The following is a 24,831-nucleotide window of genomic DNA, read 5'->3' as shown; positions in this document are numbered from 1 at the left end:
CCGCTCGCGGCGCTCTCGCCCGGCCGGCCGGATCATGTCAGCCCAGGGCTGACAGGCCCCGCCGGGGCTTGCCACCCCCCTCCCCCTCTGGGGGAGGATGGCGGAATCCGTACGAAGGGAAATTCACGGTGACCATCGACCCGTCCTCGATTCCGAACTTCGGGGGCCAGCCCCAGCCGCAGCCGCAAGGACCGGCGGGCCCCGTCGTCCCGGATCAGGACCTCGTGAAGCAGCTCCTGGAGCAGATGGAGCTCAAGTACGTCGTCGACGACGAGGGTGACCTCGCGGCGCCGTGGGAGCAGTTCCGTACGTACTTCATGTTCCGCGGCGAGGACGACCAGCAGGTCTTCTCGGTGCGGACGTTCTACGACCGCCCCCACAAGATCGACGAGAAGCCCCAGCTGCTGGAGTCCGTCGACGACTGGAACCGCCGCACCCTGTGGCCCAAGGTCTACACCCACACCCACGACGACGGCACCGTCCGCCTCATCGGCGAGGCGCAGATGCTGATCGGCATGGGCGTCAGCCTGGAGCACTTCGTCTCCTCGACCGTCAGCTGGGTGCGCGCCGCGATCGAGTTCGACCGCTGGCTCGTCGAGCAGCTGGGCCTGGAGCAGGAGGTCAACGACGCCGACCAGCCCGAGGAGGGCGAGGAGTAGTCCTGCCGCACTACAGGGGCGTACGGGCGATCACGACCAGGTACGCCCCGTAGGCGAACGACAGCCCGGCCAGGGCGCCGGCCACCACGGCCGCGTGCCAGGGCCGGGCTTTCGCCGTGTGGGCGAGGGCGCGTGCGAGCGGCAGCAGCAGCGGGAACGCGGGCAGCAGGAAGCGCGGCTTGGACTCGAAGAAGCCCGACCCGCCGGCCGCGACCAGCAGCAGGGTGCCGCTGTACACGAGCAGCGGCAGCGGCGCGCGGTCGGCCAGCAGCAGCGCGTACAGCAGGGCGGCCGCGGCGAGGATCATCAGCGCCATGGCGAAGACGAAGTGGTCGCCGTGCAGCAGCAGATGGCGGACGAAGTGCAGCGAGCCGTGCCCGAAGTCGAAGCGTGAACCCCACCGGCGCTGCACGGTGAAGTAGCCGCCGAGCAGGTCGCCGGCGCGCCGCCCGACCCACAGCACGTACGCGGACCAGCCGAGCGGCGCGAGCGCGGCGCCCGTCCACAGGCTGTGGGTAACTCCGCGCCCGCGCAGCCGCACGACCTCCCAGGCGGCCGCGGCGAGCACGGCCGCGGCGACCGCACATCCGTTCGGGCGGGAGAGTCCGGCGAGCGTGGCGAGCGCTCCCGCCCACACCCACTGCCGGCGCAGGACCGCGTACAGCGCCCAGGCGGCGAACGCGGTCAGCACCGGCTCGGTGTACGCCATCGACAGCACCACCGAGTGCGGCAGCAGGCCCCACAGCACGACGAGGACCGTGGCGACCGTGCGCCCGTGCAGCAGGGCCGCGCACCGGTGGATGCCGCAGGCGGCCGCCGCGGCCGCGACCCAGGACACGACCAGCCCGGACGCGCCGCCGCCGAGCGGGGTCAGCCACAGGACGGCCCGCACCAGCGCCGGGTAGAGCGGGAAGAACGCCAGGTCGCTGTGGATCGCGCCGCTGTGGATCGCGCCGCCCGGGTGCAGGGTGCGGCCGTAGCCGTGGGCGGCGATGCCGAGGTACCACGCCGAGTCCCAGGAGCGACCGAGCAGCGCGAGCGGCTGCCGTCCGCTCGCCCGGGCGGCCGCGGCGAGCGCGAGCACCCCGGCCAGGCGGGTCACGGCGAACAGTCCCAGCGCGGTGGCGATCCCCCCGGTGCCCGGCACGACCCGGGTCGCGCCGACGGACCGCTTGCGGGCAGGGGGAAGGAGAGTCGTACCGGCGTGGCTCACATCCCGCACCTTGCAGCGGGACGGGGGGCGGCGCGAGCAGAGGGCCTCCAGGTGGGTGGGGGCGTGCCGGTGGGCGGGCTGCCGACGGTGCCGGCGGCGGGTGGGGTGGGCGTCGCGTGACCCGAACGGGGGAAAGTACTTGCCGATGTGGAAAGTTGTTTCCTAGAGTGGAGTGCACGGGGGCGGACCGACCACCGCCCCGGGACACGGGGAGGACTACATGAGCAACGGCACGGACCAGCCGTACGACCCGCACGCCGCCGCGGCGGCCCTGCACGCCGCGCGCGACGCCCAGGCGGCAGCCCGGGCGGCGCAGCGCACCCCGCGCGGCTATGTGATCGCGCAGGGCGTCGCCTGCGCTGTCGAGTTCGGCGCCTTCGGGCTCGCCGGACGGTACGAGCAGTGGTCGGGGCCGCTGCTCGCGCTCGGGCTGGCCGGCTTCGTCGCCTTCTTCGCCCTGATGTGGGCGGGCGTCCGGCACGGCGGGAGCGTGCCCTGGCCCCGGCGCGAGGGGCGCCCGGCCTGGCGGATCCTGCTGCCGCCGGTCGCGACGATCGCCGTCGGCGGCCTGGCCGCGATTCCCTACGGCCTGCCCGGCGCGCTGGTGGTCTTCGGCGTCGTCTGCGCCCTGGACCTCGGGCGGCGCGTCATACGAACGGAGCACGCGTGACAGACACCCCGCCGCCCGCCCTGGACCGTGAGTTGCAGCACCCCACCCGGCTGGCGCTCGTCGCCTACCTCTCCTCCTGCACGGAGGCCGAGTTCGCAGTGTTGCGGGACTACTGCGGCATCTCCGACTCGGTCACCAGCAAGACGGTCTCCGCGCTGGAGAAGCTGGGCCATGTGAGCGTCCGCAAGGGCTATGTCGGCAAAAGGCCGCGCACCTGGGTCGCGCTCACGCGGGAGGGGCGCCGGGCGCTCGAGGCGCACCTCGCGGCGCTGGAGGAGATCGTCACCGCTGCCCGGCGCGCGGGCGCCGAGCAGCAGGGGTGACGCCGGCCGGGGCGAGTGTCAGCCGGCCAGTGCCTTGAGCCGCTGGGCCGCCTCCTGGAGCACCTCCGTGCGCTTGCAGAACGCGAACCGCACGAAGGGCGCGCCCGCCTCGCGGTGGTCGTAGAAGACGGCGTTCGGGATGGCCACCACGCCCGCCCGCTCGGGCAGCGCGCGGCAGAAGGCGAACCCGTCGTCGAAGCCGAGCGGGCGGATGTCGGTGGTGAGGAAGTAGGTGCCGGCCGTCCGGAACACCCCGAAGCCTGCCTGGGCCAGGCCCGCCGCGAGCAGGTCCCGCTTGGCGCGCAGATCCTCGCGGAAGGCGGTGAAGTACGACTCCGGCAGGTTCAGCGCCTCGGCGATCGCGTACTGGAAGGGGCCGGCGGAGACATACGTCAGGAACTGCTTGGCCGAGCGCACGGCCGCCACCAGGCCGGGCGCGGCGGTGAGCCAGCCGACCTTCCAGCCGGTGAACGAGAACGTCTTCCCGCTCGAGGAGATGGTGACGGTGCGCTCCCGCATCCCGGGCAGGGTCGCCAGCGGCACATGTGCGGCGCCGTCGAACACCAGGTGTTCGTACACCTCGTCGGTCACCACCAGCAGGTCCCGCTCGACCGCCAGCTCGGCGATCGCGGTCAGTTCCTCGCGGGTGAGGACGGTGCCGGTGGGGTTGTGCGGGGTGTTGATCAGCAGCAGCCGGGTGCGGTCGGTGACGGCGTCGCGCAGCTCGTCGAGATCGAGGCGGAACGTCCCCTCCTCAGGACGCGGGCGCAGGGTGACCGGCACGCGCGTGCCGCCCGCCATGGCGATGCACGCCGCGTACGAGTCGTAGTACGGCTCCAGCGCCACGACCTCGTCGCCGGGCTCGACCAGGGCGAGCAGGGCGGCCGCGATGGCCTCGGTGGCGCCCGCGGTGACCAGCACCTCGGTGTCGGGGTCGAACGTCAGCCCGTAGTGGCGCTGCTGGTGCGCCGTGATGGCCGCGCGCAGCTCGGGGACGCCGGGGCCGGGCGGGTACTGGTTGCCGCGTCCGTCGCGCAGCGCCCGCACCGCGGCCTCGCGGACCTCCTCGGGTCCGTCGGTGTCGGGGAAGCCCTGACCGAGGTTGATGGCCCCGGTGCTCAGGGCGAGGGCGGACATCTCGGCGAAGATCGTCGTCCCGAACGCGGCGAGCCGGCGGTTCAGCAGGGGGCGGGCGCTGGAGGTCATGCGGGCCATCCTGCGCCGAAGCTCTGGAGTTCCTCAACTCTGCTTTGGGTCACGAGGGGGGTGGGCATCTCCCGGTCACACCAAGAGCGGGGCGGCCGACGGGGGACGTCTCGCCGGACCCGCCCGGGCGTCCGCCCGGGCGGGTCCACGGGGGAGAAACGGAAGGAGGGTGACGCCGTGACCGTGTTCTTCGGCTTCATCCTGGTGCTGATCGCCTTCGCGGTGATCGCGGCGATCGTGTCCGGCGCGCGCCGCGGCCGGCGGGGCGTTCGCCGGCACTCCGGCCACCAGGGCCGCCGTGGTGCCGCCGCCGGCACCGTCTATGGCAGCAGCGGCTCCGGCAACAGCTGGTGGGCCGGAGGCGGCGACACCGGCGGGTCGTCGTGCGGCTCGTCCTCGGGTGGGCACCACGGCGGTGGCCACTCCGGGCACGGGGGACATTCCTGCGGGGGAGGCCACTCCTCGTGCGGCGGCGGCTCGTCCTGCGGAGGCGGGTCGTCCTGCGGGGGTGGCGGGGGCGGATGCGGAGGAGGCAGCGGCTGACACGGGGCAGCCGAGTCTCGAACAGGGGAACGCATCCGCGCCGCGGGGCCCGGTCCTGGGCCGGGTCCCGCGGTGAACCGTCCGACACATGTGCGGTGCGCGGGCGTACGCCTCCCGCGGGTGGGCGTACGCCGTTGTTGAACAGTTGAGCGTTGCAGCCCTCTGAGGGATGGAAACCCTCCGAAGTTGGGTAAAAACGCTGTGGCGGCCGCACTGTTCATGATTCCCTCTCCATCACCACCCCAGCCCAGAGGGCCTGCCTGACAGTTCCCGCCCGCCCAGCGGCGCCTGGCAGACAGTCCCCAGGACGTCTCGCGCGGACGCCTGCCCGCCGGGCTGACCGGGCCGATCTCCCGGTGTCGACCGGGGTGTGACGGACCAACGCCCCCTGTTCTTTGCGTGCTTGCGGAGCCGATCCATGCTCACGACCCTGAAGACCTCCTACACCGACACGCGCGCGGCCGACCTCGCCTGGGCCCTGGGACGCGAACCGCTCCCCGCCCTGGCCACGCTCGATCTCGAACTGACCGGCACCAAACTCCAGTTGAGACTGCTCGGCGCCTCCCACCAGGTACTCCTTGAGGAGGAGCGGGGTGTGTGCTCGGAGACGGTGGCCTGTATCCCGGGCAGCAGCACACCCCTGCCGCTCGGTGTAGCCAAACGCGTCGGCGACTGGGAGTACGAGTTCGCCGCCCGTGTCGAGGTGCTCTCCCCGGGCTCCTTCGCGGGCCGCGCGCAGGAACTGCTGGCCCTGGTCTCCGACCACCCCAACGGCCTGGCCGGTGTCTTCCCGGGCAGCCCGCACGCCTTCACGGCGCTGCTGGCGCAGGCCCACGAGGGCCACGTCCACTGGCGCACCTGGCACGCCTACCCGCAGGACGGCCAACTGGTGGCCACCCGCACGCGGGTCGGCACCCCGGTACCGGCCGCGGCCTAGGTATCTGTGCGTCGGCCGGCCGCGGTCCCGGTGCCTGCGGGTCGGCCGGCCGCCGTCCCGATCCCTGCGTGTCGACGTGTGCCGAGTACCGGGTGTCGGCCTGGCAAACCCGTGAAGGATCAACACCACACGTGTGGGTGACGAAGCGTGGCGGACCTCTGACGTAACGTCACAAGTGTGATCGAACAGCACGCCCCCGCCCCGCCCGGCGCGCCGCCGCCCTGGGGCTGTCCCGCGCGGCTGCCCGTCCGCCCGCGCACCGGCCGGTTCCTGGTCCTCGCCGGTGTGTTCGTGTGCGCCGCCTGCGGACTGGTGTACGAACTCGAACTGGTCGCCCTCGCCTCGTACCTGATCGGCGACTCGGTCACCCAGGCCTCGGTCGTGCTGTCGGTCATGGTGTTCGCCATGGGCATCGGCTCGCTCGCGGCCAAGCGGCTGCGGCGGCACGCGGCCGTCGGGTTCGCCGCGCTTGAGGCGGCGCTCGCCCTCGTCGGCGGATGCAGCGCGCTCACCCTGTACGCCGTGTTCGCCTGGACGGGGGCCTGGGGCGGGGTGTGGGCGAGCGGCCCGCGCTGCCTGCTGGTCGCCTTCTCGCTCGCCATCGGGCTGCTGATCGGCGCCGAGGTGCCGCTGCTGATGGAGCTGATCCAGCGCGTCCGCCGGCAGGACGCCGGGGGCGCGGTGGCCGACCTGTTCGCCGCCGACTACGTCGGCGCCCTCGTCGGCGGCCTCGCCTTTCCCTTCCTGCTGCTGCCGTTGCTGGGCCAGCTCACCAGCTCCCTGCTCACCGGCGCGGTCAACGTGGTCGCCGGGGGCGCGCTCGTCCTCGGGCTGTTCCGCCGCGATCTGAGCCGGCGCGCCCGGCGGGTGCTGCTCGGCGTGGGCCTCGTCGTGCTCGGCGTGCTCGCCTTCGCCGCCGCCGAGGTCGACGACTTCGAACGGGCCGCACGGCATGCCGTCTACGGCGACGGGGTGCGCGTCGCCGTACAGAGCGGGGTCCAGGAGATCGTGCTGACCGGCGGCACCGCGGGCCGCCCCCTCGACCTCTTCCTCGACGGCCGGCTGCGCGTCGGCGGCCGTGACGAGCGGCGCTACCACGAGGCGCTCGTCCAGCCCGCGATGGCCGGGCCGCACGCGCGCGTGCTGATCCTCGGCGGCGGCGACGGCCTGGCCGCCCGTGAGGTGCTGCGCCATCCGGACGTGCGGCGGCTGCGGATCGTCGAACTGGACCCCGAGGTGGTGCGCCTCGCCCGCACCGACCCGGCCCTGGCCCGGCTCAACGACCACGTCTACGGGGACCCGCGCCTCACCGTCACCACCGCCGACGCCTTCGGCTGGCTGCGCACGGCGCCCCACGGCTCGTACGACGTGGCGATCGCGGATCTGCCAGATCCCGGCATCACCGCCAGCACCAAGCTGTACTCGCAGGAGTTCTACGGGCTGGCCCGGCGGGTGCTCGCCCCCGGCGGGCGGCTCGTCGTGCACGCCGGGCCGGTCGCCGCGCGGCCCCGCGTGTTCTGGACCGTGGAGTCGACGCTGCGGGCGGCGGGGCTGTGGACCGTGTCCTACCGGTTGGGAGGCCGGGACTCCGGGTTCGCGGCCGGACCGGACCGTACGGCGGGGGTGTCCCATCCGCCGGGGGACTGGGGCTTCGTCCTGGCCGGTACCGGCGCGCGGCCGCCCGCCCTGCGTCTGGACCCCGACGGGCCCCGTCCCGCGACGCTGACCCCCGGCGCGCTCGCCGCCGACGCGCGCGCCGCGGCGGCCACGCGGGTGCCGGGGCTGCCGCCGTCGACGCTGGTGCACCCGCGGTACCGGGGCTGACCGGCCCCGGTACCGGCGGCTCTTCCTTGGCGCACGCGTGGCGGCCGCCTTTTCCCTTGGCGCGCCGCATCGCGGCCGCCATTCCCTTGGCACGCACGCGTGGCGGCCGCCATTCCCCTTCGCGCGCACGCGTGGCGGCCCGCCTCTCCCCCGAGAGACGGGCCGCACCCTTCCCCCCGGTCGGGTCGCTCGCCACCGAAGGTACGGGCCGTGGTGCCGGGCCGAATCCCGCGCTCGGCTGATCTTGGGCGCAACCCAGGGGGTAGTCGTGCGGGTTCCTGCAACTTCCGCGGTAGTCCGCAAGGGGGAGGGCAAGGGGATCCAGGCGCGTGGGGGTGCACTTCGCCGCCCGCTGGGTAGGCTCCGTCGACATGGAGCATGAGGTGTTCGTCCCCGTCCCAGCCGAGCGGCTTCGGGCGGCGCTCGCCGACCCCGCGCGGATCGCCCGGGCGGTGCCGGGACTCCAGCGGGACGCCGGCGCGGAAGACGGCACGGACATCGCCGGGCGGCTGAAGCTGCGGGTCGGCGGCCACTCCGTCACCTACCGCGGCACCCTGCGGGTCAGCGGTCGTGAGGACGGTTCCTGCGCGGTCGACGGCGACGCGGGCGAGGCGCGCGGCAGCGGCACGGTGAAGCTGACGCTCACCGTGCGGGCCACGGACGCCGAGGGCGGCGCCACGCTCACCTTCGAGGGCGGTGCGACGGCGGACGGCCGTATCACCGAACTCCCCGCGGACGAGGTCGAGGCGGCGCTCACCCGGCTGCTGACCCGGTTCGCGGAGCGGCTGGGGCAGGAGGGGACGCAGGCGGGGGCCGCCGAAGCCGCGGACAGCGCGCCCGAGTCACCCGAGCAGTTGTCCGCCGGGGACTTCGAGCCGGCCGCGACCACCGACTTCGAGACCGCGCCGGACGCCGACGACGCGCCGGCACCGTCCGTCTTCGACGCGGAGGTGCCGCCGCCTTCCCTGGACCCGCGCGCCGACGAGGCCCCCGAGCCGTCGGCCGACGCCCCGGCGGATCACGCCGAGCCGCAGGAGGACGCCGCGGCGGACTACACCGAGCCCGGTCGGCCGCCCGCCGAGGCCGCCCACGCCCGCCGCACGATGATCGGCCGCAGCGCCGAGGAGGTCGACCACGCGCCGCCCCGCGGCCGCTACGCACCGGTCCCGGCCCCCCAGACGGCCTCGGCGACCTCCACCCTGCGCTGGATGGCCCCCGCCGCGGTGGCGGCGGTGGCGTCGGCGATCGTGGTCGGCCGCGTCCTGCGCCGCCGTCGTTGACAGTCCTCGTCGTGCGCCGCCGTCGTTGACCGTCACCGCCCTGCGCCGACGCCGCCGGCCGGCGGCCCCGGTCGCACGGCGCCGGATCGACGCCGCTGGAGGCTCACCGCCTCAGTCCGGGCGCCCCCGCCCCGCGCCGCCGTCCCCCTCCCGTCGCCCCCGCGCCGCCCCGCCCCCAGTACTGTCGTCCCGTGAGTAACGAAGACATCACGTTGAGCGCGGGGGACGCGCAGGTCGTCGTGCGGCCCGGCAGCGGTGGGCGGATCGGATCGGTGCGCGTCGGCGGTGTGGAGCTGCTGCGCCAAGGGGACCGCTACGGCTGCTTCCCGATGGTGCCCTGGTGCGGGCGGATCCGGGAGGGACGGTTCCGGGACGGCGCCACCGAGCACCAGATGCCGCTGAACTCCCCGCCGCACGCCATCCACGGCACCGCCCGCGACGGCGCCTGGAGGACCGCCCGTGACACGGCCGACGAGGCCGTCCTGACGTACGACCTGGTCGAGCCCTGGCCCTACCCCGGCCGTGTCACGCAGGTCGTCGCCCTCGCCCCGGACTCCCTGACGCTGACGATGTCGATCGAGACGTACGACTCGTCGTTCCCGGCGCAGATCGGCTGGCACCCCTGGTTCCACCGGAACCTGGGCGGCGAGGACGTCACGCTGGACTTCTCGCCCGCCTGGCAGGAGGAGCGCGGCGACGACCATCTGCCGACCGGCAACCGGATCGAGCCGAAGCCCGGCCCCTGGGACGACTGCTTCGGCATGCCCGGTGGCGTCGACGTCACCCTCACCTGGCCCGGGCAGCTGGAGCTGAAGGTGACCAGCCGGGAGGAGTGGGTGGTCGTCTACGACGAGCAGCAGGAGGCCGTCTGCGTGGAGCCGCAGACCGGCCCGCCGAACGGGCTGAACACCGCCCCGCGCCTGGTCACGCCCCTGGAGCCGCTGGAGGCCACGACCACCTGGAGCTGGCGGCGCCTTTGAGCGCATTTAAGCTGGTCGGCATGACGGACGTTCGCGCGGCGCTGCTGCAGCAGATCAAGGACAAGGCCGTGGTGCACGGCAAGGTGACCCTCTCCTCGGGTCTGGAGGCCGACTACTACATCGACCTGCGCCGCATCACGCTCGACGGCGAGGCGGCTCCGCTCGTCGGCCAGGTCCTGCTGGACCTGACCGCCGACCTGGAGTTCGACGCGGTCGGCGGCCTCACCATGGGCGCCGACCCGGTCGCCGCCGCCATGCTGCACGCCGCCGCCGCGCGCGGGCAGAAGCTGGACGCGTTCGTCGTCCGCAAGGCCGCCAAGGCGCACGGCCTGCAGCGCCGCGTCGAGGGCCCGGACATCGCGGGCCGCCGGGTGCTCGTCGTCGAGGACACCTCCACGACCGGCGGCTCGCCGCTCACCGCCGTCGAGGCCGTGCGCGAGGCCGGCGCCGAGGTCGTCGCCGTGGCCACGATCGTCGACCGGGCGACCGGTGCCGCGGAGAAGATCCAGGACGGCGCGGGGGTGCCGTACCTGTACGCCTACGGCAAGGACGAGCTGGGCCTGGACTGACCGGCCCCTGGACCGTGCCTGGACCTTCCGGCCGAGTCTGGGAAGATGGGGCCGACGATGACGTCGCCCCCATGGTCTAGGTCAGGGCCGTAACGCACCACACGCCCACCCGCACATACAAGGAGCGGACAGATGCCCATCGCAACCCCCGAGGTCTACAACGAGATGCTCGACCGGGCGAAGGCAGGCAAGTTCGCCTACCCGGCCATCAACGTCACCTCCTCCCAGACCCTGCACGCGGCCCTGCGCGGCTTCGCGGAGGCGGAGAGCGACGGCATCGTCCAGATCTCCACGGGTGGTGCCGAGTTCCTGGGCGGCCAGCACAACAAGGACATGGTCACCGGCGCGGTCGCCCTGGCCGAGTTCGCGCACATCGTCGCCGAGAAGTACGACGTCAACATCGCCCTGCACACCGACCACTGCCCGAAGGACAAGCTCGACGGGTACGTACGTCCGCTGCTGGCGCTGTCGAAGAAGCGTGTCGAGGCCGGTCTGAACCCGCTGTTCCAGTCCCACATGTGGGACGGCTCCGCCGAGACGCTGGCCGACAACCTGTCGATCGCGCAGGAGCTGCTCGAGCAGGCCCGCGCCGCCAAGATCATCCTCGAGGTCGAGATCACCCCGACCGGCGGCGAGGAGGACGGCGTCACGCACGAGATCAACGACTCCCTGTACACCACGGTCGACGACGCGATCCGCACGGCCGAGGCCCTCGGTCTCGGTGAGAAGGGCCGCTACCTGCTCGCCGCGTCCTTCGGCAACGTCCACGGCGTGTACAAGCCGGGCAACGTCGTCCTGCGCCCCGAGCTGCTGAAGGAGCTGAACGAGGGCGTCGCCGCGAAGTACGGCAAGGCCTCCCCGTTCGACTTCGTCTTCCACGGCGGCTCCGGCTCCTCCGAGGAGGAGATCCTGACCGCTCTGGAGAACGGCGTGGTCAAGATGAACATCGACACGGACACCCAGTACGCCTTCACGCGTCCGGTCGCCGCGCACATGTTCACCAACTACGACGGTGTTCTGAAGGTCGACGGCGAGGTCGGCAACAAGAAGACCTACGACCCGCGCACCTGGGGCAAGCTCGCCGAGGCGGGCATGGCCGCCCGTGTCGTCGAGGCCTGCAACAACCTGCGCTCCACCGGCACCCGCATCAAGTAAGCGGTCCGGAAGAAGTCACCTGAAGGCCCGGCGGCCGTACTGCGGTACGGCGCCGGGCCTTCGGCGTGCGCGGGGGCTCCGGCATCGGCGCGCGGCTTCGGTGTCCGAGGGGCTCCCGCAGCGGCGCGGAGGCCTTCGGCGTGCCCGGGTCCGCGGACGCCGCCGGAGGTGATACCCGCGGGCGTGATGTCAGGGACATGTTCTACGCTGCGCTTCACCGCGTCCCCCTTCGGGACGCGTGGACCATTGGGGGGTCTCCTACATCGTGCGTAAGCGCTCTCTCTCGGCCGCGACGGCGCTCGCGGTCCTCTGCAGTTCCGCGGCGCTCGTCGCGGGCACGGCCGGCTCCGCGGCGGCGGACAGCAGCTTGCTGCTGCCGCTCAAGAGCGCCGGGGACGTCGTGGTGGACGGCGTCCACCAGCGGATCTTCATCAGCGACCCGTCCGCCGGCAAGGTCGTCGCGACCAACTACTCCGGCGCCGTGCTGGCCACCGCCGACGCGCTGCCGGGCGTCACCGGCCTCGCCCTGTCCGACGACGCGAACCGCCTGTACGCCGCGGTACCCGGCGCCGACGCCGTCGTCGCCCTGGACACCCGGGCGGTCACCGAGCAGGCCCGGTACGCGACCGGCGCGGGCACCCACCCGCGCTTCCTCGCGCTCGCGGGCGGCAAGATCTGGTTCGGCTACGGCAGCGACCTCGCGAACGGCGCCTGGGGCGACGACGACGGCGACATCGGTTCGCTGGACGTCTCCGGCGCCGAGCCGGCGGTGGCCCTCGGCCAGGACACCGAGACCGCCTACTCGGGTGCGCCGCGGCTGGTCGCCTCGCCGGCGAACCCGAACGTCATCGCCGCCGCCGGCTCGTACTCCAACAACTTCGCCCTCGCCACCTACGACGTGACGACGGGCAGCGCGGTGCGCACCGCGCGCGCCGAGGGCAGCACCGACGCGGCACGCGGCATGACGAACGACCTCGCCTACACGCCGGACGGCACCCGCCTGATCACGGCCAACCCGGGCAACAGCCACTCCGTGTGGCAGACCTCGGACCTCACCCAGGTCGCCGGCTACCCGAGCGAGTACCACGGCGCCGCCGTGGCCGTCGCCCCGGACGGCACCGTGGCGGCGGGCTCCGACGCGGCGTACGGCGACGACGTCTTCGTCTACCGCCCCGGTGAGCAGACCGCCGTGCGGCACTACGACTTCCCCGGCACCGGCTACATCGGCAACGGCGGCGGGGACGAGCTGGTCGACGGCGGTCTCGCCTGGGAGCCCGGCGGCAGCCGCCTCTTCGCGGTGACCCGCAACGACCGCGGTGGCCTGCGGCTGCAGCGGATGGACGAGCCGGTGAAGTCCGCGCCCGTCGTGACCGTCCAGGCGCCCGGCACGGCCGCGCTCGACAAGGCGCTCACCGTCTCCGGCACCGTCACCGCGAGCCTGCAGCTGCCCGCCGGCACGCCGCTCACGGTGACGCGGTACGACGCCGAGGCCCCGAACGGCAAGGCACTCGGCACCAAGCCGCTGGGCGCGAACGGCGCGTACTCCTTCACCGACACCCCGACCGCGGCCGGCACCGTCACCTACAAGGTGGCCTACGCCGGGGACGCCGAGCACGCGGCCGCCGCCGGGATCGCCCGGGCGAAGGTCGCCTACAAGCCGACCGCGATCAGCCTCGACCGCAACGGCACGCTCGTGAACTACGGCACGACGGTGACGTACACGGCCACCCTCGGCCCGACGTACAGGAACCGGGTCGTGGAGATCTGGGCCGACCCCTGGGGGTACGAGCCCAAGCGGCTGCTGAAGCGGGGCACGGTCGACGCCCAGGGCAAGCTGTCGGCGTCCATGTGGATGAACCGCGACACCACCGTCACCGCGGTCTTCGCCGGGGACGCCCGCAACGGCGCCGCGTCGGCCAGGTCCGGGGTGTACACCCGCGCCGGGGTGACGACCACGCTGTCCCGCCACTACAAGTGGACCAAGATCGGCACCACCTGGTACCAGACCTACCACGAGAGCACCGACGCGCTGATCACGACCTGGCACAACGCCTACCCCGGCCGCTACACGCGGATCGACTTCCAGGTGTACGTGCAGGGCGCCTGGCAGACCGGCTTCTCCGAGTTCTACGAGCTCGGCAGCGACGGCAAGATGTACCTCACCCTCGACAACGACGGTGCCGCGGGCTTCCGTGCCCGGGTGCGGTCCGTGTACGTCGACGGCTACAACGGGGACAACGTGAACGCCGGCGTCACCGGACCGTGGAAGTACCTCAACGTCACCCGGTGACAGACTGGATGCCATGTCCCTTCACGAGAACCTGCTCGGGGGTCCGCCCCCCACCCACCTGCCCGACGACCCGGAGCCGCGCGAGCTCCTCGCCAAGGGCACCCCGCCCGCCGAGGTCGCCGCGCGGTTCCCGGCGTCCTCCCTCGCCTGGGCCCAGCTGGCCGACGACGCGTTCGAGCGGGGCGCGGCCGTGGAGTCCTACGCGTACGCCCGTACGGGCTACCACCGCGGCCTTGACGCGCTGCGGCGCAACGGCTGGAAGGGCCACGGCCCGGTGCCGTGGGAGCACGAGCCGAACCGCGGCTTCCTGCGTGCCCTGCACGGCCTCGCACGGGCCGCGCAGGCGATCGGCGAGGAGGAGGAGTACGAGCGCTGCTCGCAGTTCCTGAAGGACTCCTCGGCGACGGCGGCGCAGACGCTGGGCTGAGCGGCTTGCTTCTCGCCGAGCCGCTGGGCTGAACGTTTTCCCAGGTGGGCCCGCCTTTGACGGGGCGGGCCTTGCCGATTTCCGAGTGATTGCGGAGGATGCGGGTGGGGACCGGGGCCCCCGTGCCGGTAACGGCAGGGGCGGACCGCTACCCGGAGTGCACAACAGGAGACAGCGATGTCCCACGAGGCTCACCGGACAGACGAGCTTCAGACCCCGCATCTCGACTTCGAGGACACCACGCCGTACGAGGACTACGTCAAGGCGGATGTGCTCACCCACCTCCAGCACACCCTCTCCGACGATCCCGGAGAGATGGTCTTCCTGGTCACCACCCAGGTGATGGAGCTGTGGTTCACGGTCATCGTCCATGAATGGGAGACGGCCGCGCGCGCCCTGCGCGAGGACCGGGTGCCGGTGGCGATCGATGCGCTGAAACGTTCCGTACGCGAGCTGGAGGCGCTGAACGCCTCCTGGAAGCCGCTGGGCGGACTCACCCCGCAGCAGTTCAACTCCTACCGGTCCGCGCTCGGCGAGGGCTCCGGTTTCCAGTCCGCGATGTACCGGCGGCTGGAGTTCCTGCTCGGCGAGAAGTCCGCGTCCATGCTGGTGCCGCACCGCGGCGCGCCCCGCGTCCACGCGGAACTGGAGAAGGCGCTGCACGAGCCGTCGTTGTACGACGAGGTGGTGCGGCTGCTCGCCCGTCGCGGGTACGGCATTCCGGCGTCGGTGCTCGGGCGGGACGTGTCCCGCAAGTACGAGCCGTCCGACGCCGTCGAGGAAGCCTGGGCGGAGATCTACTCCGGCGACCAGAACGGTGAACTCGCCCGGCTGGGCGAGGCGTTGACGGATGTCGCGGAGCTGGTGTGGCGCTGGCGCAACGACCACCTGACGGCCACGCGGCGTGCGATGGGCGCCAAGCAGGGCACCGGCGGGTCGGCCGGTGTGGCATGGCTGGAGAAGCGCGCGCAGAAGAACGTGTTCCCGGAGCTGTGGACGGCGAGGTCTCATGTCTGAACTGTCGGAGCGGGCCGGAAAGCTGGACGCCGCGGACGAACTCGCGGGCGTACGCGGCCGGTTCGTCCTCGATGACGTGGTGTACCTGGACGGCAACTCGCTCGGCGCGCTGCCGGCGCACGTCCCGGGGCGGGTCGAGGACGTCGTCCGCCGCCAGTGGGGCGAGCTGCGCATCCGCTCCTGGGACGAGAGTGGCTGGTGGACGGCGCCCGAGCGGATCGGCGACCGGATCGCACCGCTGGTCGGCGCGGCGCCGGGGCAGATCGTGGTGGGCGATTCGACCAGCGTGAACGTGTTCAAGGCGCTGGTCGGCGCGGTGCGGCTGGCCGGGGACGGGCGGGACGAGATCCTCGTCGACGCCTCGACCTTCCCCACGGACGGCTACATCGCCGAGTCGGCGGCCCGGCTGACGGGGTGCACGCTGCGGGCGCTGACACCGGCCGAGGTGCCGGGCGCGCTGTCGGAGCGGACCGCGGCGGTGCTGCTGAACCACGTCGACTACCGCACCGGGCGCCTGCACGACCTGCCGTCGCTGACGGCCGCGGTGCACGGCGCGGGCGCGGTCGCGGTGTGGGACCTGTGCCACAGCGCGGGGGCGCTGCCGGTGGGGCTGGACGAGCACGGGGTGGACCTGGCGGTCGGCTGCACGTACAAGTACCTCAACGGCGGGCCGGGTTCGCCGGCGTACCTGTACGTGCGCCGCTCGCTGCAGGACCGCTTCGACTCGCCGCTGCCGGGGTGGAACTCCCACGCCGAGCCCTTCGGCATGCGACCGGAGTACGCGCCGGCGGACGGTGCGCTGCGGGGGCGTGTGGGCACGCCGGACATCCTGTCCATGCTGGCCCTCGAGGCGGCGCTGGACGTCTGGGACGGGGTGTCGATCGAGGCGGTCCGCGCCAAGTCGCTCGCGCTGACGGACTTCTTCCTGGAGTGCGTCGCGGAGTACGTGGGTGAGGGGCTTGTCGAGTCCGTCACGCCGGTGGCGCACGCGGAGCGCGGCAGCCAGGTCGCGCTGCGGTGCGCGGACGCCGGGGACGTCATGAAGCGGCTGATCGAGCGGGGGGTGGTGGGCGACTACCGGGCCCCCGACGTCCTCCGCTTCGGCTTCACGCCGCTGTACGTGGGCTTCGCGGACGTGGAGCGGGCGGCGGGGGTGCTGGCGGAGGTGCTTTAGCCTGCGGCGCCGGGTGCCTGCGGCAGCCTGCGGCGCCGGGTCGTCTTTCGTCTGCGGGTGCGTTGTGGCTGGTCGCGCAGTTCCCCGCGCCCCTGTTTGTGCCTGCGGCGGCCCGTTGCTGCCCGGTGGGTGGTTGCGGTCGCGCCTGCGGTGCGTTGTGGGGCGGGGCCGGGGTGGGGGGTGTCCGTCCTCGGTCCGGCCGGCCGTTTCCGAGGACGGCGCCCTTGCCCGGTGCCGGACGCTGCGGGCGGACACCCCCCACCCCGGCCCCTCACCGCCGTACGCGGGTGCACCGACGTTGTGGTGCGGGTCCCGTACGCCGGTGCGGGCGTCATGCCGCGTACACCCCGGCCCTCGCCGCCTCGTACGCCGCTCGGGCCGCTCGGTCCGCGGCGGCGGGGGTGGGGGCCGTGCCGGTGGTCAGCAGTTCGTAGTAGAGGGGGGCCGAGACCGCTCGGACGACCGTCGACGCTTCCGTGCCCGGCGGCAACTCCCCGCGTTCCACGCCCTGTTCGACGCACGGTGCCCACTCGGCCACCCGCACCTCGTAGAACCGTCTGAGCGCCTCCGCCGTACGCGCGTCGCACGCCGCTGCCGCGATCACCGCACGGAACAGCGGCCCCTGCCGGGGGTCGGCCAGCGTGCGCTGCACCAGGGACGCGTTCGCCCGCAGGTCGCCGAGGACCGTCCCGGTCTCCTCCCGTGGCAGCGACTGCTCGGCCATGTCCGCGAGCAGATCGGCGACCAGCCCGGTCACGGAGCCCCAGCGCCGGTAGACGGTCGTCTTGCCGACCTCCGCCCGCCGCGCGACGTCCGCGAGGTCGAGCCGGTGCAAGCCGTGCTCCACCAGCACGTCCCCGGCCGCGCGCAGCACGGCCGTACGGACACGGGCGGTACGGCCGCCGGGACGTACGGTGCCGGGTTCGGCGGACATAACGGCCTCCTTGGTGCACGTACGGGTTACCCCGTCAGCGTAACGAAACAGCAGAACCGTTTAACCCTCACCGAGCGTGACATCCGCGTGTCCCCGCACGTCATCGGCCTGATACCGTCCCGGCCAACGGCCGAATTTTCCTCCTGGTCCGTCTCTTCTGGTCCGCCAAATACGTTTCATCGCTGAGAGGTTGGAGCATGCCGGACGACGTCGCAGCAGCCCGGGCCGCCGCCGAGGAGGAGTCGGCCTTCTCGCACCCGCCCGTCGCCCCCGACACCACCGCCGCCTACGGCGACCACCCCGACCAGGTGATCGACTTCTACGCCCCGCGCGTCCAGGTGGGCCCGACCGCACACGCCCCCCTGGTCGCCGTCCTGCACGGCGGCGCCTGGCGGGCGCCGTACGACCGGCGGCACATCAGCCCGTTCGCGGGCTTCCTGGCGCGGCGCGGGTTCGCCGTGGCCAGCGTGGAGTACCGGCGGGGGAGCGCCACGGAGGGTGACGCGGTCGCGGGCCGCTGGCCGGAGACGTTCGACGACGTCGCCGCCGCGCTGGACGCGCTGCCGGGCCTGGTCCGTGATGCGCTGCCGCAGGCCGACGCGCGCCGCACGGTCGTCACCGGCCACTCCGCCGGCGGCCACCTCGCCCTGTGGGCGGCCGCCCGGCACGTGCTGCCCGCCGACGCGCCCTGGCGCACCGACGGCCCGGCGCCTTTGCGTGGTGTGGTCGCCCTCGCCCCGATCGCGGACTTCACGGTCGCGGAGAAGCTGGACGTGTGCGGGGGCGCGTCCCGTCAACTGCTGGGCGGCGAGGAGGCGTTCGCCGCACGTCGGCCGTACGCGGATCCGGCTCTGCTGCTGCCCACCGGCATCGCGACCACGCTCGTCCAGGGTCGCGCCGACCTCGACGTCCCGCAGGCGGTCGCCGAGTCGTACGCGGACGCGGCGGCGAAGGCCGGGGAGGTGGTGGGCCTGACGCTGCTGGAGGACGTGGGCCACTTCCCGCTGATCGACCCGGCGGCGGACGCGTGCGCGGTGGTCGCGGAGGAGATCGCCCAGCTGGCGTGGTGAGGCGGCGGGAGCGGGCGTCGTACCCGTCATACCTGAGAGCTACGCAGCAGATGAGCTCCACGGCGTGACGCGGACGACGCTTCACGCTCCGTAACTTCCTTGCCAGGCGGGTCCGATGGGCGGGCCGCGCGGTGGGGAGGCGACGATGGACACGGGGGAGCTCGGCACGCAGGAGCACGGGCCCGGGCGACGCGGACGCGTCCTGCGGGCGCTGTTGGCCGCGCTGATCACGACCGCGGTCGTCGTGCCCCTGTCCGGAGCGGCCCGCCCGCAGATCCCGGCGCCGGCGCCCGCGCGCCTCGCCGAGGTCACCGCGGCCACACTGCCGCAGGCGTACGCGGCGAACCGTGCCAACGCCCTGGAGGCGGCCCGGATGGCCGCGGCGCACGGCGACAGGGGCCGCGCGCGGACGGAACACGCCCTGGCGAACCCCTCGCGGCAGCTGCTCGCCTTCGACGGCCGGGGAACGGGCCGGGTCACAGAGGTGTTCGGTGACCTGACGCGCGCCGACCGGACAGCCGTCCTCGTGCCGGGGTCGGACACGTCCCTCGACACGTACGCCCGCTTCCGCGCGACGGCGACCGCGCTGGCCGCCCGCCTCGCAGGGGAGGCCCCGCCGGGCACACGCACGGCGGTCGTCGCCTGGCTCGGCTACGAGACCCCGGGCACAGTCAGCACGGCCGTCCTCACGACCGGCAGAGCCGAGCAAGCCGCCACGGCACTGAGGACGTTCCTACGGCACCTGCATGCCGTCGCGGGCCGCACGGCCCACGTCACCCTGCTGTGCCACTCCTACGGCTCCGTGGTCTGCGGGCGCGCCGCCGACAGGCTGGCCGTCGACGACATCGCCCTGATCGGCAGCCCCGGCACGGGCGCCGACGACGTCACCGCCCTGCACACGACGGCCCGGGTGTGGGCGGAGCGCGGCGGCGACGACTGGGTGGCCGAGGTGCCCCACGTGCGCGCGAACTTCTTCGGCGCGACCGTCGGGTTCGGCACGGACCCGGTGGACCCGGCGTTCGGCGCCCGGGTCTTCGCGGCCGGTGACGGTGGGCACAGCGACTACTTCCGGCCGGGCTCGGTGTCCCTCGCGAACCTCGCCCGGATCGTGCTCGGCGAGCAGGCGGAGGTGTCCCGTGCGTGAGGGAACACGCCTTCGCCGTGCCGCCGCCCGGATCGATGCCGCGACTCCCGCCGACCGGGACCGGGCCGTGGACGCGCTGCGGGCCGTCGCCATCCTCGGTGTGGTGCTCGGGCACTGGCTGGTGACCGCGCTCGTCGCCGACGGCGGCACCCTGCACACCGCGAGCCCGCTGACCTCCATGCCGTGGCTGGCACCGGTCTCCTGGGTGTTCCAGACCCTGGCCGTGTTCTTCCTGGTCGGCGGGCACTCCGCCACCCGTGGTCTGGCGGCGGCACGGCAGCGGGGCGTTCCCTACCGGCGGTGGCTGACGGCCCGGCTCGGGCGGCTGTTCCGGCCGGTGGCTGCCCTGTTGGTGCTCTGGGCGGTGGAGGCGGCCGCGCTGGTCGTCACCGGCGCCGAGGCGGCCACCGTGCGCACGCTGGTCAAGCTGGCGCTGTCGCCCTTGTGGTTCCTTCTGGTGTTCGCGGGGCTGACGGCGGCGACCCCGCTGCTGACCCGGCTCAACCCGCTGTGGCCGCTCGCCGTCGTCCTCCACGTGGACCTGGTGCGCTTCGGACTCGGCGGCCCGGCCTGGCTCGGTGGGGTGAACGTGGCGGCCGGCTGGATGGTGCCCTACACGCTGGGCGCCGCGTGGACGAGGGGTGAGCTGGAGCGGCGGCGGGCCGGGTGGCTGCTGTTGGGCGGGGGTGCGGCGGTGACCGCGGCGCTGGTGGCGTGGGCGGGCTATCCGGCGTCCATGGTCGGGGTGCCGGGTGCGACGGTGTCCAACCTCGACCCGCCGACGCTGGCCGCCGTCACGTTCGGGCTGGCCCAGTGCGGCCTGGCCCTGCTGGTGCGCGGCCGGCTGCGCCGGGCCCTGCGCCGGCCGCCGGCGTGGGCGGCGGTGGCGCTGGTGAACCTGTCCGCGATGACGATCTTCCTGTGGCACCAGACGGCTCTGATGGCCACCACGGCCGGCGCGCTGCTCGTGGGACGGCTGCCCGGTCTGCACACGGCGCCCGACGGCCTCGACTGGGTGGCGGTCCGGCTGGTGTGGCTGCCGGTGTTCGCGGTGGTGCTGGGGGTGTGCTGGACCGCCTTCAGGTGGCACGAGCAGGGCGGTTCGCGGGGCCGGTCCCGGGTGGTGCGGGCGCACCGGCCCGGGGACCGGCGGACCTCGGGACAGGCGCGCCATGTCTAGGCTGGGCGGCGTGACGGAATCGGGGGTGGGCCGGGCGGTGCTGCGCTGGCTCAGGGTGCTGCGCGACGACCTGTGGACGCTGCGCGCGGACCCCTTGCCGCCGTTCGTGTGGCTGCGCTGGTTCCCGCACGGCCTGCTGTGCCTGGTCGCGTTCGGGGTGTCCTTCGGCGCGGTGGCGCAGCTGGGGAACGACGGCGGGGTGGGCGGGCAGCTCGCCCTGCTGATCGGGCTCGCGCAGGGCGGTGCGGTGGTGTTCGCGCTGTGGCGGCCGGTCCCGGCGTGGTGGCTGTCCATGGCGGGCACGGTGGTGGGCGCCGTGGAGGTGCGGCGCCAGCTGCTGGCCGGCGGCGCTCACGGCTTCACCTGGCCCTGGTCGTCGGCCGGGATCATCGGGCACATGGCCGTCCTGCTGCTGCTCGCCCTGCGGGTGCGCACCCGGGTCTCGGTCGAGGCGCTGGCCGTGACCGCGCTGTTCACCTATGTCGTGCAGGGGTTGTGGGGGGCGACCGTCTACACGCCCACCGGGCTGCTCGCGGTGGTCCTCTCCTCGGTCGTCGTGGTGCTCGGCATCGCCCTGCGCGGCCGCCGCGAGGCCCGCGCGCAGCTGGTGCAGCAGACCACGCTGACCGCCGAGGAGCGGGCCCGGCGCGCCCTGCTGGAGGAACGCAACCGCATCGCGCGGGAGTTGCACGACGTGGTGGCCCACCACATGTCGGTGATCTCCATCCAGGCGCAGGTCGCGCCCCACCTGGTCGAGGACCCGCCGCAGGAGCTGAGGGACAACCTCACCGGGATCAGGGAGAACGCGCTGGAGGCGCTGACCGAGCTGCGCCGGGTGCTGGGCGTGCTGCGCTCGGAGCTCCCCGAGGACCTCGGCACGCTCGGACAGGGCCGCGACACCACCGGTCCGGGCGCCGCGCCCGACGCCCCGCAGCCCACGCTGGACCGGCTCGGCAGCCTCATCGACAACACCCGTGCCGCCGGCCTGGAGATCCGCACCGAGATCCGGGGCGACGCGGTGCCGTATCCGCCGGGGGTGGAGCTGTCCGCGTTCCGCATAGTGCAGGAGGCGCTCAGCAACGTCCTGCGGCACGCGCCGGGTGCCGCCGTGCGCGTCGAGGTCGTCCACTTTCCCGGCGGTCTCTACCTCGGGGTGATCAACTCCCGTCCGACGCGGCCCGCCACCGACTCCTCGGGCAGCGGGCACGGGCTGCTCGGCATGCGCGAGCGCGCCACGATGCTCGGCGGCCACGTCCTCGCCCACCCGACCCTGCACGGAGGCTTCGCCGTCTCCGCGTTCCTGCCCCGCGACGGCATTCCGTTCGCCGAACGGCCGGTGCCGCCGCCCGGATACGACGTGGAACTCATCTTCCCGACAGGAGACGACCTCGTATGACGAGCGGTCCCACCCGCGTACTGATCGCCGACGACCAGCAGATGGTCCGCCAGGGCTTCACCGTGCTGCTCAACACCCAGCCCGACATCGAGGTGATCGGGCAGGCCGTCGACGGTCGGGACGCGGTGGCGAAGGTGGCGGAACTGGCCCCGGAAGTCGTCCTGATGGACATCCGCATGCCCGAGATGGACGGCATCGAGGCCACCCGCCGCATCAAGGCCGCCACCCTCGACGTCAAGGTGCTGGTGCTGACCACCTTCGACCTGGACGAGTACGTGTACGAGGCGCTGCGTTCCGGTGCGGCCGGGTTCCTGCTGAAGGACGCCTCCGCGGACCAGCTGGCCGAGGCGGTGCGGGTGGTGGCGGCCGGGGACGCGCTGCTCGCGCCGGGCATCACCAAGCGGCTGATCACCGAGTTCACCCGACTCGACGGCACGCCCCGCGCCCCGCTGAAGGAGCGGATCGCCGACCTCACCGAGCGCGAGACGGAGGTGCTCGCGCTGATCGCGCAGGGCCTGTCCAACGCGGAGATCGCCCAGCGTCTCGTCGTCGCGGAGCAGACCGTGAAGACCCATGTGGGCCGCATCCTGGTGAAGCTGGGCCTGCGCGACCGCACGCAGGCGGCGGTGTTCGCCTACGAGTCGGGCCTGGTGCGGCCCTCCGGCTACTGAGGCGGGCCGGCCGGGCCGGCGCCCGTAGTACTTGAGACGGACCCGGCAGGACCCCTCTCACTGGTGACGACCGCGGCACCCGGCCCGGCCTACCGTGTGAAGCGTGATCGAGACGACCCCCACGCACAGCACACCGCCGCAGGGCGCGGACGGCGGGTACGCCGCGTACAAGCCGCGCAGTCCCGAGGTCCGGGCGGCCGTGCAGGCGCTGCGCGGTCTGCGGCAGGACCTGCTGCACGACGCCTTCGCCTACCGTCCGCTGCCCCGCAGGTCCGCGGACGGCCGGTTCCTGCGCGGCCTCCCGCCCGGGCTGCGCCGGTACGCGGTCTGGACGCCGCACGCGGTCGTGGGTGGGCTGGCGCTGCTGGTGTGGACGGTCGGCGCCGGGCCCGCACTGGGCTGGCCGCCGTATCTGCTGCTGAGTTTCCTGCCGGCGGCCGTGGTGCTGCTGACGCTGCTCAGGCCGGTCGCCGCGTTCTGGCTGTCGCTGGTCTCGGCACCGGTCCTGTGCGTGCTGGACCCGCTGTGGGATCTGTGGCCGTTCCAGCCGGGCAGTTTCCTCGCGCACCTGTGCGTGATGACGGTCGTGGCGATCCGCACCCGCCCGCGCGCCGCCGCCTGGATGTGGCTGCTGACGCTGGTGTACGGCGGGATGGCCGAGCTGCTCGCGCGTCCCCTGGAAGGCACGGACACCATGCCCATGCTGTTCCTGTCGGCCGTGCTGCTGCTCGTCGTCACGGTCTGGCACATCCGCCGGGACGCCGAGCAGGAGGTCACCGCCCAGCAGACGGTCACCGCGCACGAGAGATCACGGCGCACCCTGCTGGAGGAGCGCACCACCATCGCGCGGGAGCTGCACGACGTGGTCGCCCACCACATGTCGGTCGTCGCCATCCAGGCGGAGGCCGCGCCCTATCGGGTGGAGAATCCGCCGGAGGAGCTGGAGAGGGCCTTCGCCACGATCCGGGAGAACGCGGTGGCGGCCCTGACCGAGCTGCGCCGCGTGCTGGGCGTCGTACGGGCGGAGGACTACGAGGCCCCGGAGGCGCCGCAGCCGACGCTGGCGGACCTGGACGCGCTGCTGGCGAATGTGCGCCAGGCCGGCCTCGAGGTGGACAAGGCGGTGACGGGCGCGGTGCGGGAGCTGCCGCAGGGGGTGGAGCTGTCGGCGTACCGGATCGTGCAGGAGGCGCTGAGCAACACCCTGCGGCACGCGCCGGGCGCGAGCGCCCGGGTGGAGATCGGGTACGTCCTCGGCGGGCTGGGCCTGCGCATAGTCAACGGTCCGCCGCCCGCCCCCGCCCTGGTCAAGCCCTCGCCCGGCGCCGGGCACGGCATCACCGGCATGCGGGAGCGCGTGGGCATGCTGAACGGGGAGATGACGGCGGGCCCGATGGCCGGCGGTGGTTACGAGGTGGCGGTGTTCCTGCCGGTCACCGCGGCGGCGGAGGGCACGCCATGACGATCCGGGTACTGATCGCCGACGACCAGATGATGGTCCGGGAGGGCTTCTCGGTCCTGCTGAACGCGATGCCGGACATCGAGGTCGTCGGCGAGGCGGTCAACGGCCGCGAGGCGGTGGACCGGGTCCGCGAACTCGCCCCGGACGTGGTGCTGATGGACATCCGGATGCCCGAGCTGAACGGCATCGAGGCGACCCGGGAGATCGTCGCGGCGGACGCGTCGGCGAAGGTGCTGGTGCTGACGACGTTCGATCTGGACGAGTACGTGTACCAGGCGTTGCGCGCGGGCGCCTCCGGCTTCCTGCTGAAGGACGCCTCCGCCCGTCAACTCGCCGACGGGGTACGGGTGGTGGCGGCGGGTGAGGCGCTGCTCGCGCCGTCGGTGACCAGACGCCTGATCACCGAGTTCTCCCGGCTCTCCGACACCCCGCGGCTCGCGTCGGCGGCGCAGGCGTACGGGGAGCTGACCGAACGGGAGACGGAGGTGCTGGTGCTGATCGCCCAGGGTTTGTCGAACGCGGAGATCGCCGAGCGGCTCGTGGTCGCCGAGTCGACGATCAAGACGCATGTCAGCCGCGTCCTGGTGAAGCTGGGCCTGCGCGACCGCACCCAGGCGGCGGTGTTCGCGTACGAGACCCGCCTGGTGACCCCGAGCTGACGGCCCGGGGCCGACGGCCCGGGGAGGCACCGGTGGGCCGGCGGCGGT

The 24,831-nt window shown here is 73.5% G+C and carries 24 protein-coding genes; 21 read left to right on the top strand and 3 right to left on the bottom strand.

The features are described 5' to 3' along the window. Nucleotides 1-128: 128 nt before the first annotated feature. A complete protein-coding gene (locus ACZ67Q_RS29065) occupies nucleotides 129-659 on the top strand; it encodes a YbjN domain-containing protein (protein ID WP_471188011.1) in 531 nt (176 codons plus the stop codon). A 10-nt stretch (nucleotides 660-669) separates the two neighbouring features. Here ACZ67Q_RS29065 and ACZ67Q_RS29060 read toward each other — a convergent pair whose 3' ends face one another. Further along, entirely contained in the window at nucleotides 670-1,806 is a 1,137-nt protein-coding gene (locus ACZ67Q_RS29060) for a hypothetical protein (RefSeq protein ID WP_471188106.1), read from the bottom strand. 286 nt (nucleotides 1,807-2,092) lie between these two features. On the opposite strand from ACZ67Q_RS29060, the gene ACZ67Q_RS29055 reads away from it, so the two are divergent. Together ACZ67Q_RS29055 and ACZ67Q_RS29050 are read left to right on the top strand one after the other, a co-directional pair. Then, nucleotides 2,093-2,542 carry a hypothetical protein gene (locus ACZ67Q_RS29055; RefSeq protein ID WP_471188009.1) on the top strand — a complete coding sequence of 150 codons (450 nt, stop codon included), beginning with the start codon at nucleotides 2,093-2,095 and terminating at the stop codon, nucleotides 2,540-2,542. Next, nucleotides 2,539-2,865, top strand: a complete 327-nt coding sequence (locus ACZ67Q_RS29050) for a winged helix-turn-helix domain-containing protein (protein WP_471188007.1) — start codon at nucleotides 2,539-2,541, stop codon at nucleotides 2,863-2,865. Before ACZ67Q_RS29055 ends, ACZ67Q_RS29050 begins: the two co-directional genes overlap by 4 nt. An 18-nt stretch (nucleotides 2,866-2,883) precedes the next feature. Here the strand turns inward: ACZ67Q_RS29050 and ACZ67Q_RS29045 are convergent, their stop codons facing one another. Then, nucleotides 2,884-4,080 carry a pyridoxal phosphate-dependent aminotransferase gene (locus ACZ67Q_RS29045; protein WP_471188004.1) on the bottom strand — a complete coding sequence of 399 codons (1,197 nt, stop codon included), beginning with the start codon at nucleotides 4,078-4,080 and terminating at the stop codon, nucleotides 2,884-2,886. Nucleotides 4,081-4,248: 168 nt separating this feature from the next. Between ACZ67Q_RS29045 and ACZ67Q_RS29040 the strand changes: the two genes are divergently transcribed. From ACZ67Q_RS29040 to kynU, 11 genes are all read left to right on the top strand, one after another. Next, entirely contained in the window at nucleotides 4,249-4,614 is a 366-nt protein-coding gene (locus tag ACZ67Q_RS29040; RefSeq protein WP_471188002.1) for a hypothetical protein, read from the top strand. 418 nt (nucleotides 4,615-5,032) lie between these two features. Then, nucleotides 5,033-5,551, top strand: coding sequence for a DUF2617 family protein (locus ACZ67Q_RS29035; protein WP_471188000.1), 519 nt, complete (start codon nucleotides 5,033-5,035; stop codon nucleotides 5,549-5,551). A 177-nt stretch (nucleotides 5,552-5,728) separates the two neighbouring features. Then, nucleotides 5,729-7,375 carry a polyamine aminopropyltransferase gene (locus ACZ67Q_RS29030; RefSeq protein ID WP_471187997.1) on the top strand — a complete coding sequence of 549 codons (1,647 nt, stop codon included), beginning with the start codon at nucleotides 5,729-5,731 and terminating at the stop codon, nucleotides 7,373-7,375. A gap of 371 nt (nucleotides 7,376-7,746) precedes the next feature. Next, a complete protein-coding gene (locus ACZ67Q_RS29025) occupies nucleotides 7,747-8,655 on the top strand; it encodes an SRPBCC family protein (protein WP_471187994.1) in 909 nt (302 codons plus the stop codon). A gap of 191 nt (nucleotides 8,656-8,846) precedes the next feature. Then, nucleotides 8,847-9,635 (top strand): aldose epimerase family protein, encoded by a 789-nt coding sequence (locus ACZ67Q_RS29020; protein WP_471187992.1) that lies wholly within the window; start codon nucleotides 8,847-8,849, stop codon nucleotides 9,633-9,635. Nucleotides 9,636-9,655: 20 nt separating this feature from the next. Next, nucleotides 9,656-10,204 carry an orotate phosphoribosyltransferase gene (gene pyrE / locus ACZ67Q_RS29015; protein ID WP_471187990.1) on the top strand — a complete coding sequence of 183 codons (549 nt, stop codon included), beginning with the start codon at nucleotides 9,656-9,658 and terminating at the stop codon, nucleotides 10,202-10,204. 132 nt (nucleotides 10,205-10,336) lie between these two features. After that, the gene (gene fbaA, locus ACZ67Q_RS29010; protein WP_471187988.1) at nucleotides 10,337-11,359 is read left to right on the top strand and encodes a class II fructose-bisphosphate aldolase; all 1,023 of its coding nucleotides are present in this window, start codon (nucleotides 10,337-10,339) and stop codon (nucleotides 11,357-11,359) included. A gap of 265 nt (nucleotides 11,360-11,624) precedes the next feature. After that, the gene (locus ACZ67Q_RS29005) at nucleotides 11,625-13,649 is read left to right on the top strand and encodes a WD40 repeat domain-containing protein (protein WP_471187986.1); all 2,025 of its coding nucleotides are present in this window, start codon (nucleotides 11,625-11,627) and stop codon (nucleotides 13,647-13,649) included. Nucleotides 13,650-13,662: 13 nt separating this feature from the next. Beyond that, nucleotides 13,663-14,076 (top strand): DUF3151 domain-containing protein, encoded by a 414-nt coding sequence (locus ACZ67Q_RS29000; RefSeq protein WP_471187983.1) that lies wholly within the window; start codon nucleotides 13,663-13,665, stop codon nucleotides 14,074-14,076. A gap of 177 nt (nucleotides 14,077-14,253) precedes the next feature. After that, complete coding sequence (locus tag ACZ67Q_RS28995; RefSeq protein ID WP_471187981.1) at nucleotides 14,254-15,093, top strand: tryptophan 2,3-dioxygenase family protein; 840 nt, start codon at nucleotides 14,254-14,256, stop codon at nucleotides 15,091-15,093. Further along, nucleotides 15,086-16,267, top strand: a complete 1,182-nt coding sequence (gene kynU / locus ACZ67Q_RS28990) for a kynureninase (RefSeq protein WP_471187979.1) — start codon at nucleotides 15,086-15,088, stop codon at nucleotides 16,265-16,267. The genes ACZ67Q_RS28995 and kynU overlap by 8 nt, the downstream gene beginning before the upstream one ends. A gap of 331 nt (nucleotides 16,268-16,598) precedes the next feature. Here the strand turns inward: kynU and ACZ67Q_RS28985 are convergent, their stop codons facing one another. Further along, nucleotides 16,599-17,201, bottom strand: a complete 603-nt coding sequence (locus ACZ67Q_RS28985) for a TetR/AcrR family transcriptional regulator (RefSeq protein ID WP_471187976.1) — start codon at nucleotides 17,199-17,201, stop codon at nucleotides 16,599-16,601. Between the two features lie 197 nt (nucleotides 17,202-17,398). Between ACZ67Q_RS28985 and ACZ67Q_RS28980 the strand changes: the two genes are divergently transcribed. The 7 genes from ACZ67Q_RS28980 to ACZ67Q_RS28950 all read left to right on the top strand — a co-directional run bounded on the left by ACZ67Q_RS28980 (nucleotide 17,399) and on the right by ACZ67Q_RS28950 (nucleotide 24,783). Further along, nucleotides 17,399-18,271 (top strand): alpha/beta hydrolase, encoded by an 873-nt coding sequence (locus tag ACZ67Q_RS28980; protein WP_471187973.1) that lies wholly within the window; start codon nucleotides 17,399-17,401, stop codon nucleotides 18,269-18,271. A gap of 145 nt (nucleotides 18,272-18,416) precedes the next feature. Continuing rightward, a complete protein-coding gene (locus ACZ67Q_RS28975; protein ID WP_471187970.1) occupies nucleotides 18,417-19,415 on the top strand; it encodes an alpha/beta hydrolase in 999 nt (332 codons plus the stop codon). Further along, the gene (locus ACZ67Q_RS28970) at nucleotides 19,408-20,595 is read left to right on the top strand and encodes an acyltransferase family protein (RefSeq protein ID WP_471187968.1); all 1,188 of its coding nucleotides are present in this window, start codon (nucleotides 19,408-19,410) and stop codon (nucleotides 20,593-20,595) included. Before ACZ67Q_RS28975 ends, ACZ67Q_RS28970 begins: the two co-directional genes overlap by 8 nt. Beyond that, nucleotides 20,588-21,991, top strand: coding sequence for a sensor histidine kinase (locus tag ACZ67Q_RS28965; protein ID WP_471187965.1), 1,404 nt, complete (start codon nucleotides 20,588-20,590; stop codon nucleotides 21,989-21,991). Before ACZ67Q_RS28970 ends, ACZ67Q_RS28965 begins: the two co-directional genes overlap by 8 nt. Then, nucleotides 21,988-22,662, top strand: coding sequence for a response regulator (locus tag ACZ67Q_RS28960; protein WP_471187962.1), 675 nt, complete (start codon nucleotides 21,988-21,990; stop codon nucleotides 22,660-22,662). Before ACZ67Q_RS28965 ends, ACZ67Q_RS28960 begins: the two co-directional genes overlap by 4 nt. 103 nt (nucleotides 22,663-22,765) lie before the next feature. After that, nucleotides 22,766-24,124 carry a sensor histidine kinase gene (locus ACZ67Q_RS28955; protein ID WP_471187960.1) on the top strand — a complete coding sequence of 453 codons (1,359 nt, stop codon included), beginning with the start codon at nucleotides 22,766-22,768 and terminating at the stop codon, nucleotides 24,122-24,124. Then, complete coding sequence (locus ACZ67Q_RS28950; protein ID WP_471187957.1) at nucleotides 24,121-24,783, top strand: response regulator; 663 nt, start codon at nucleotides 24,121-24,123, stop codon at nucleotides 24,781-24,783. Before ACZ67Q_RS28955 ends, ACZ67Q_RS28950 begins: the two co-directional genes overlap by 4 nt. Nucleotides 24,784-24,831 lie beyond the last annotated feature (48 nt).

This window comes from Streptomyces sp. NPDC036813 (assembly GCF_055609245.1).
Note: the sequence above shows the minus strand (reverse complement) of the source record. Positions and strands in the feature narration are given on the sequence as shown.

Coding starts and splice junctions, on each gene's coding strand:
- ACZ67Q_RS28975 (WP_471187970.1), top strand. CDS start 18,417: ATGGACACGGGGGAGCTCGGCACGCAGGAGCACGGGCCCGGGCGACGC.
- pyrE (WP_471187990.1), top strand. CDS start 9,656: ATGACGGACGTTCGCGCGGCGCTGCTGCAGCAGATCAAGGACAAGGCC.
- ACZ67Q_RS28980 (WP_471187973.1), top strand. CDS start 17,399: ATGCCGGACGACGTCGCAGCAGCCCGGGCCGCCGCCGAGGAGGAGTCG.
- ACZ67Q_RS28985 (WP_471187976.1), bottom strand. CDS start 17,201: ATGTCCGCCGAACCCGGCACCGTACGTCCCGGCGGCCGTACCGCCCGT.
- kynU (WP_471187979.1), top strand. CDS start 15,086: ATGTCTGAACTGTCGGAGCGGGCCGGAAAGCTGGACGCCGCGGACGAA.
- ACZ67Q_RS28995 (WP_471187981.1), top strand. CDS start 14,254: ATGTCCCACGAGGCTCACCGGACAGACGAGCTTCAGACCCCGCATCTC.
- ACZ67Q_RS29045 (WP_471188004.1), bottom strand. CDS start 4,080: ATGGCCCGCATGACCTCCAGCGCCCGCCCCCTGCTGAACCGCCGGCTC.
- ACZ67Q_RS29000 (WP_471187983.1), top strand. CDS start 13,663: ATGTCCCTTCACGAGAACCTGCTCGGGGGTCCGCCCCCCACCCACCTG.
- ACZ67Q_RS28950 (WP_471187957.1), top strand. CDS start 24,121: ATGACGATCCGGGTACTGATCGCCGACGACCAGATGATGGTCCGGGAG.
- ACZ67Q_RS28965 (WP_471187965.1), top strand. CDS start 20,588: ATGTCTAGGCTGGGCGGCGTGACGGAATCGGGGGTGGGCCGGGCGGTG.
- ACZ67Q_RS29055 (WP_471188009.1), top strand. CDS start 2,093: ATGAGCAACGGCACGGACCAGCCGTACGACCCGCACGCCGCCGCGGCG.
- ACZ67Q_RS29025 (WP_471187994.1), top strand. CDS start 7,747: ATGGAGCATGAGGTGTTCGTCCCCGTCCCAGCCGAGCGGCTTCGGGCG.
- ACZ67Q_RS29035 (WP_471188000.1), top strand. CDS start 5,033: ATGCTCACGACCCTGAAGACCTCCTACACCGACACGCGCGCGGCCGAC.
- fbaA (WP_471187988.1), top strand. CDS start 10,337: ATGCCCATCGCAACCCCCGAGGTCTACAACGAGATGCTCGACCGGGCG.
- ACZ67Q_RS28960 (WP_471187962.1), top strand. CDS start 21,988: ATGACGAGCGGTCCCACCCGCGTACTGATCGCCGACGACCAGCAGATG.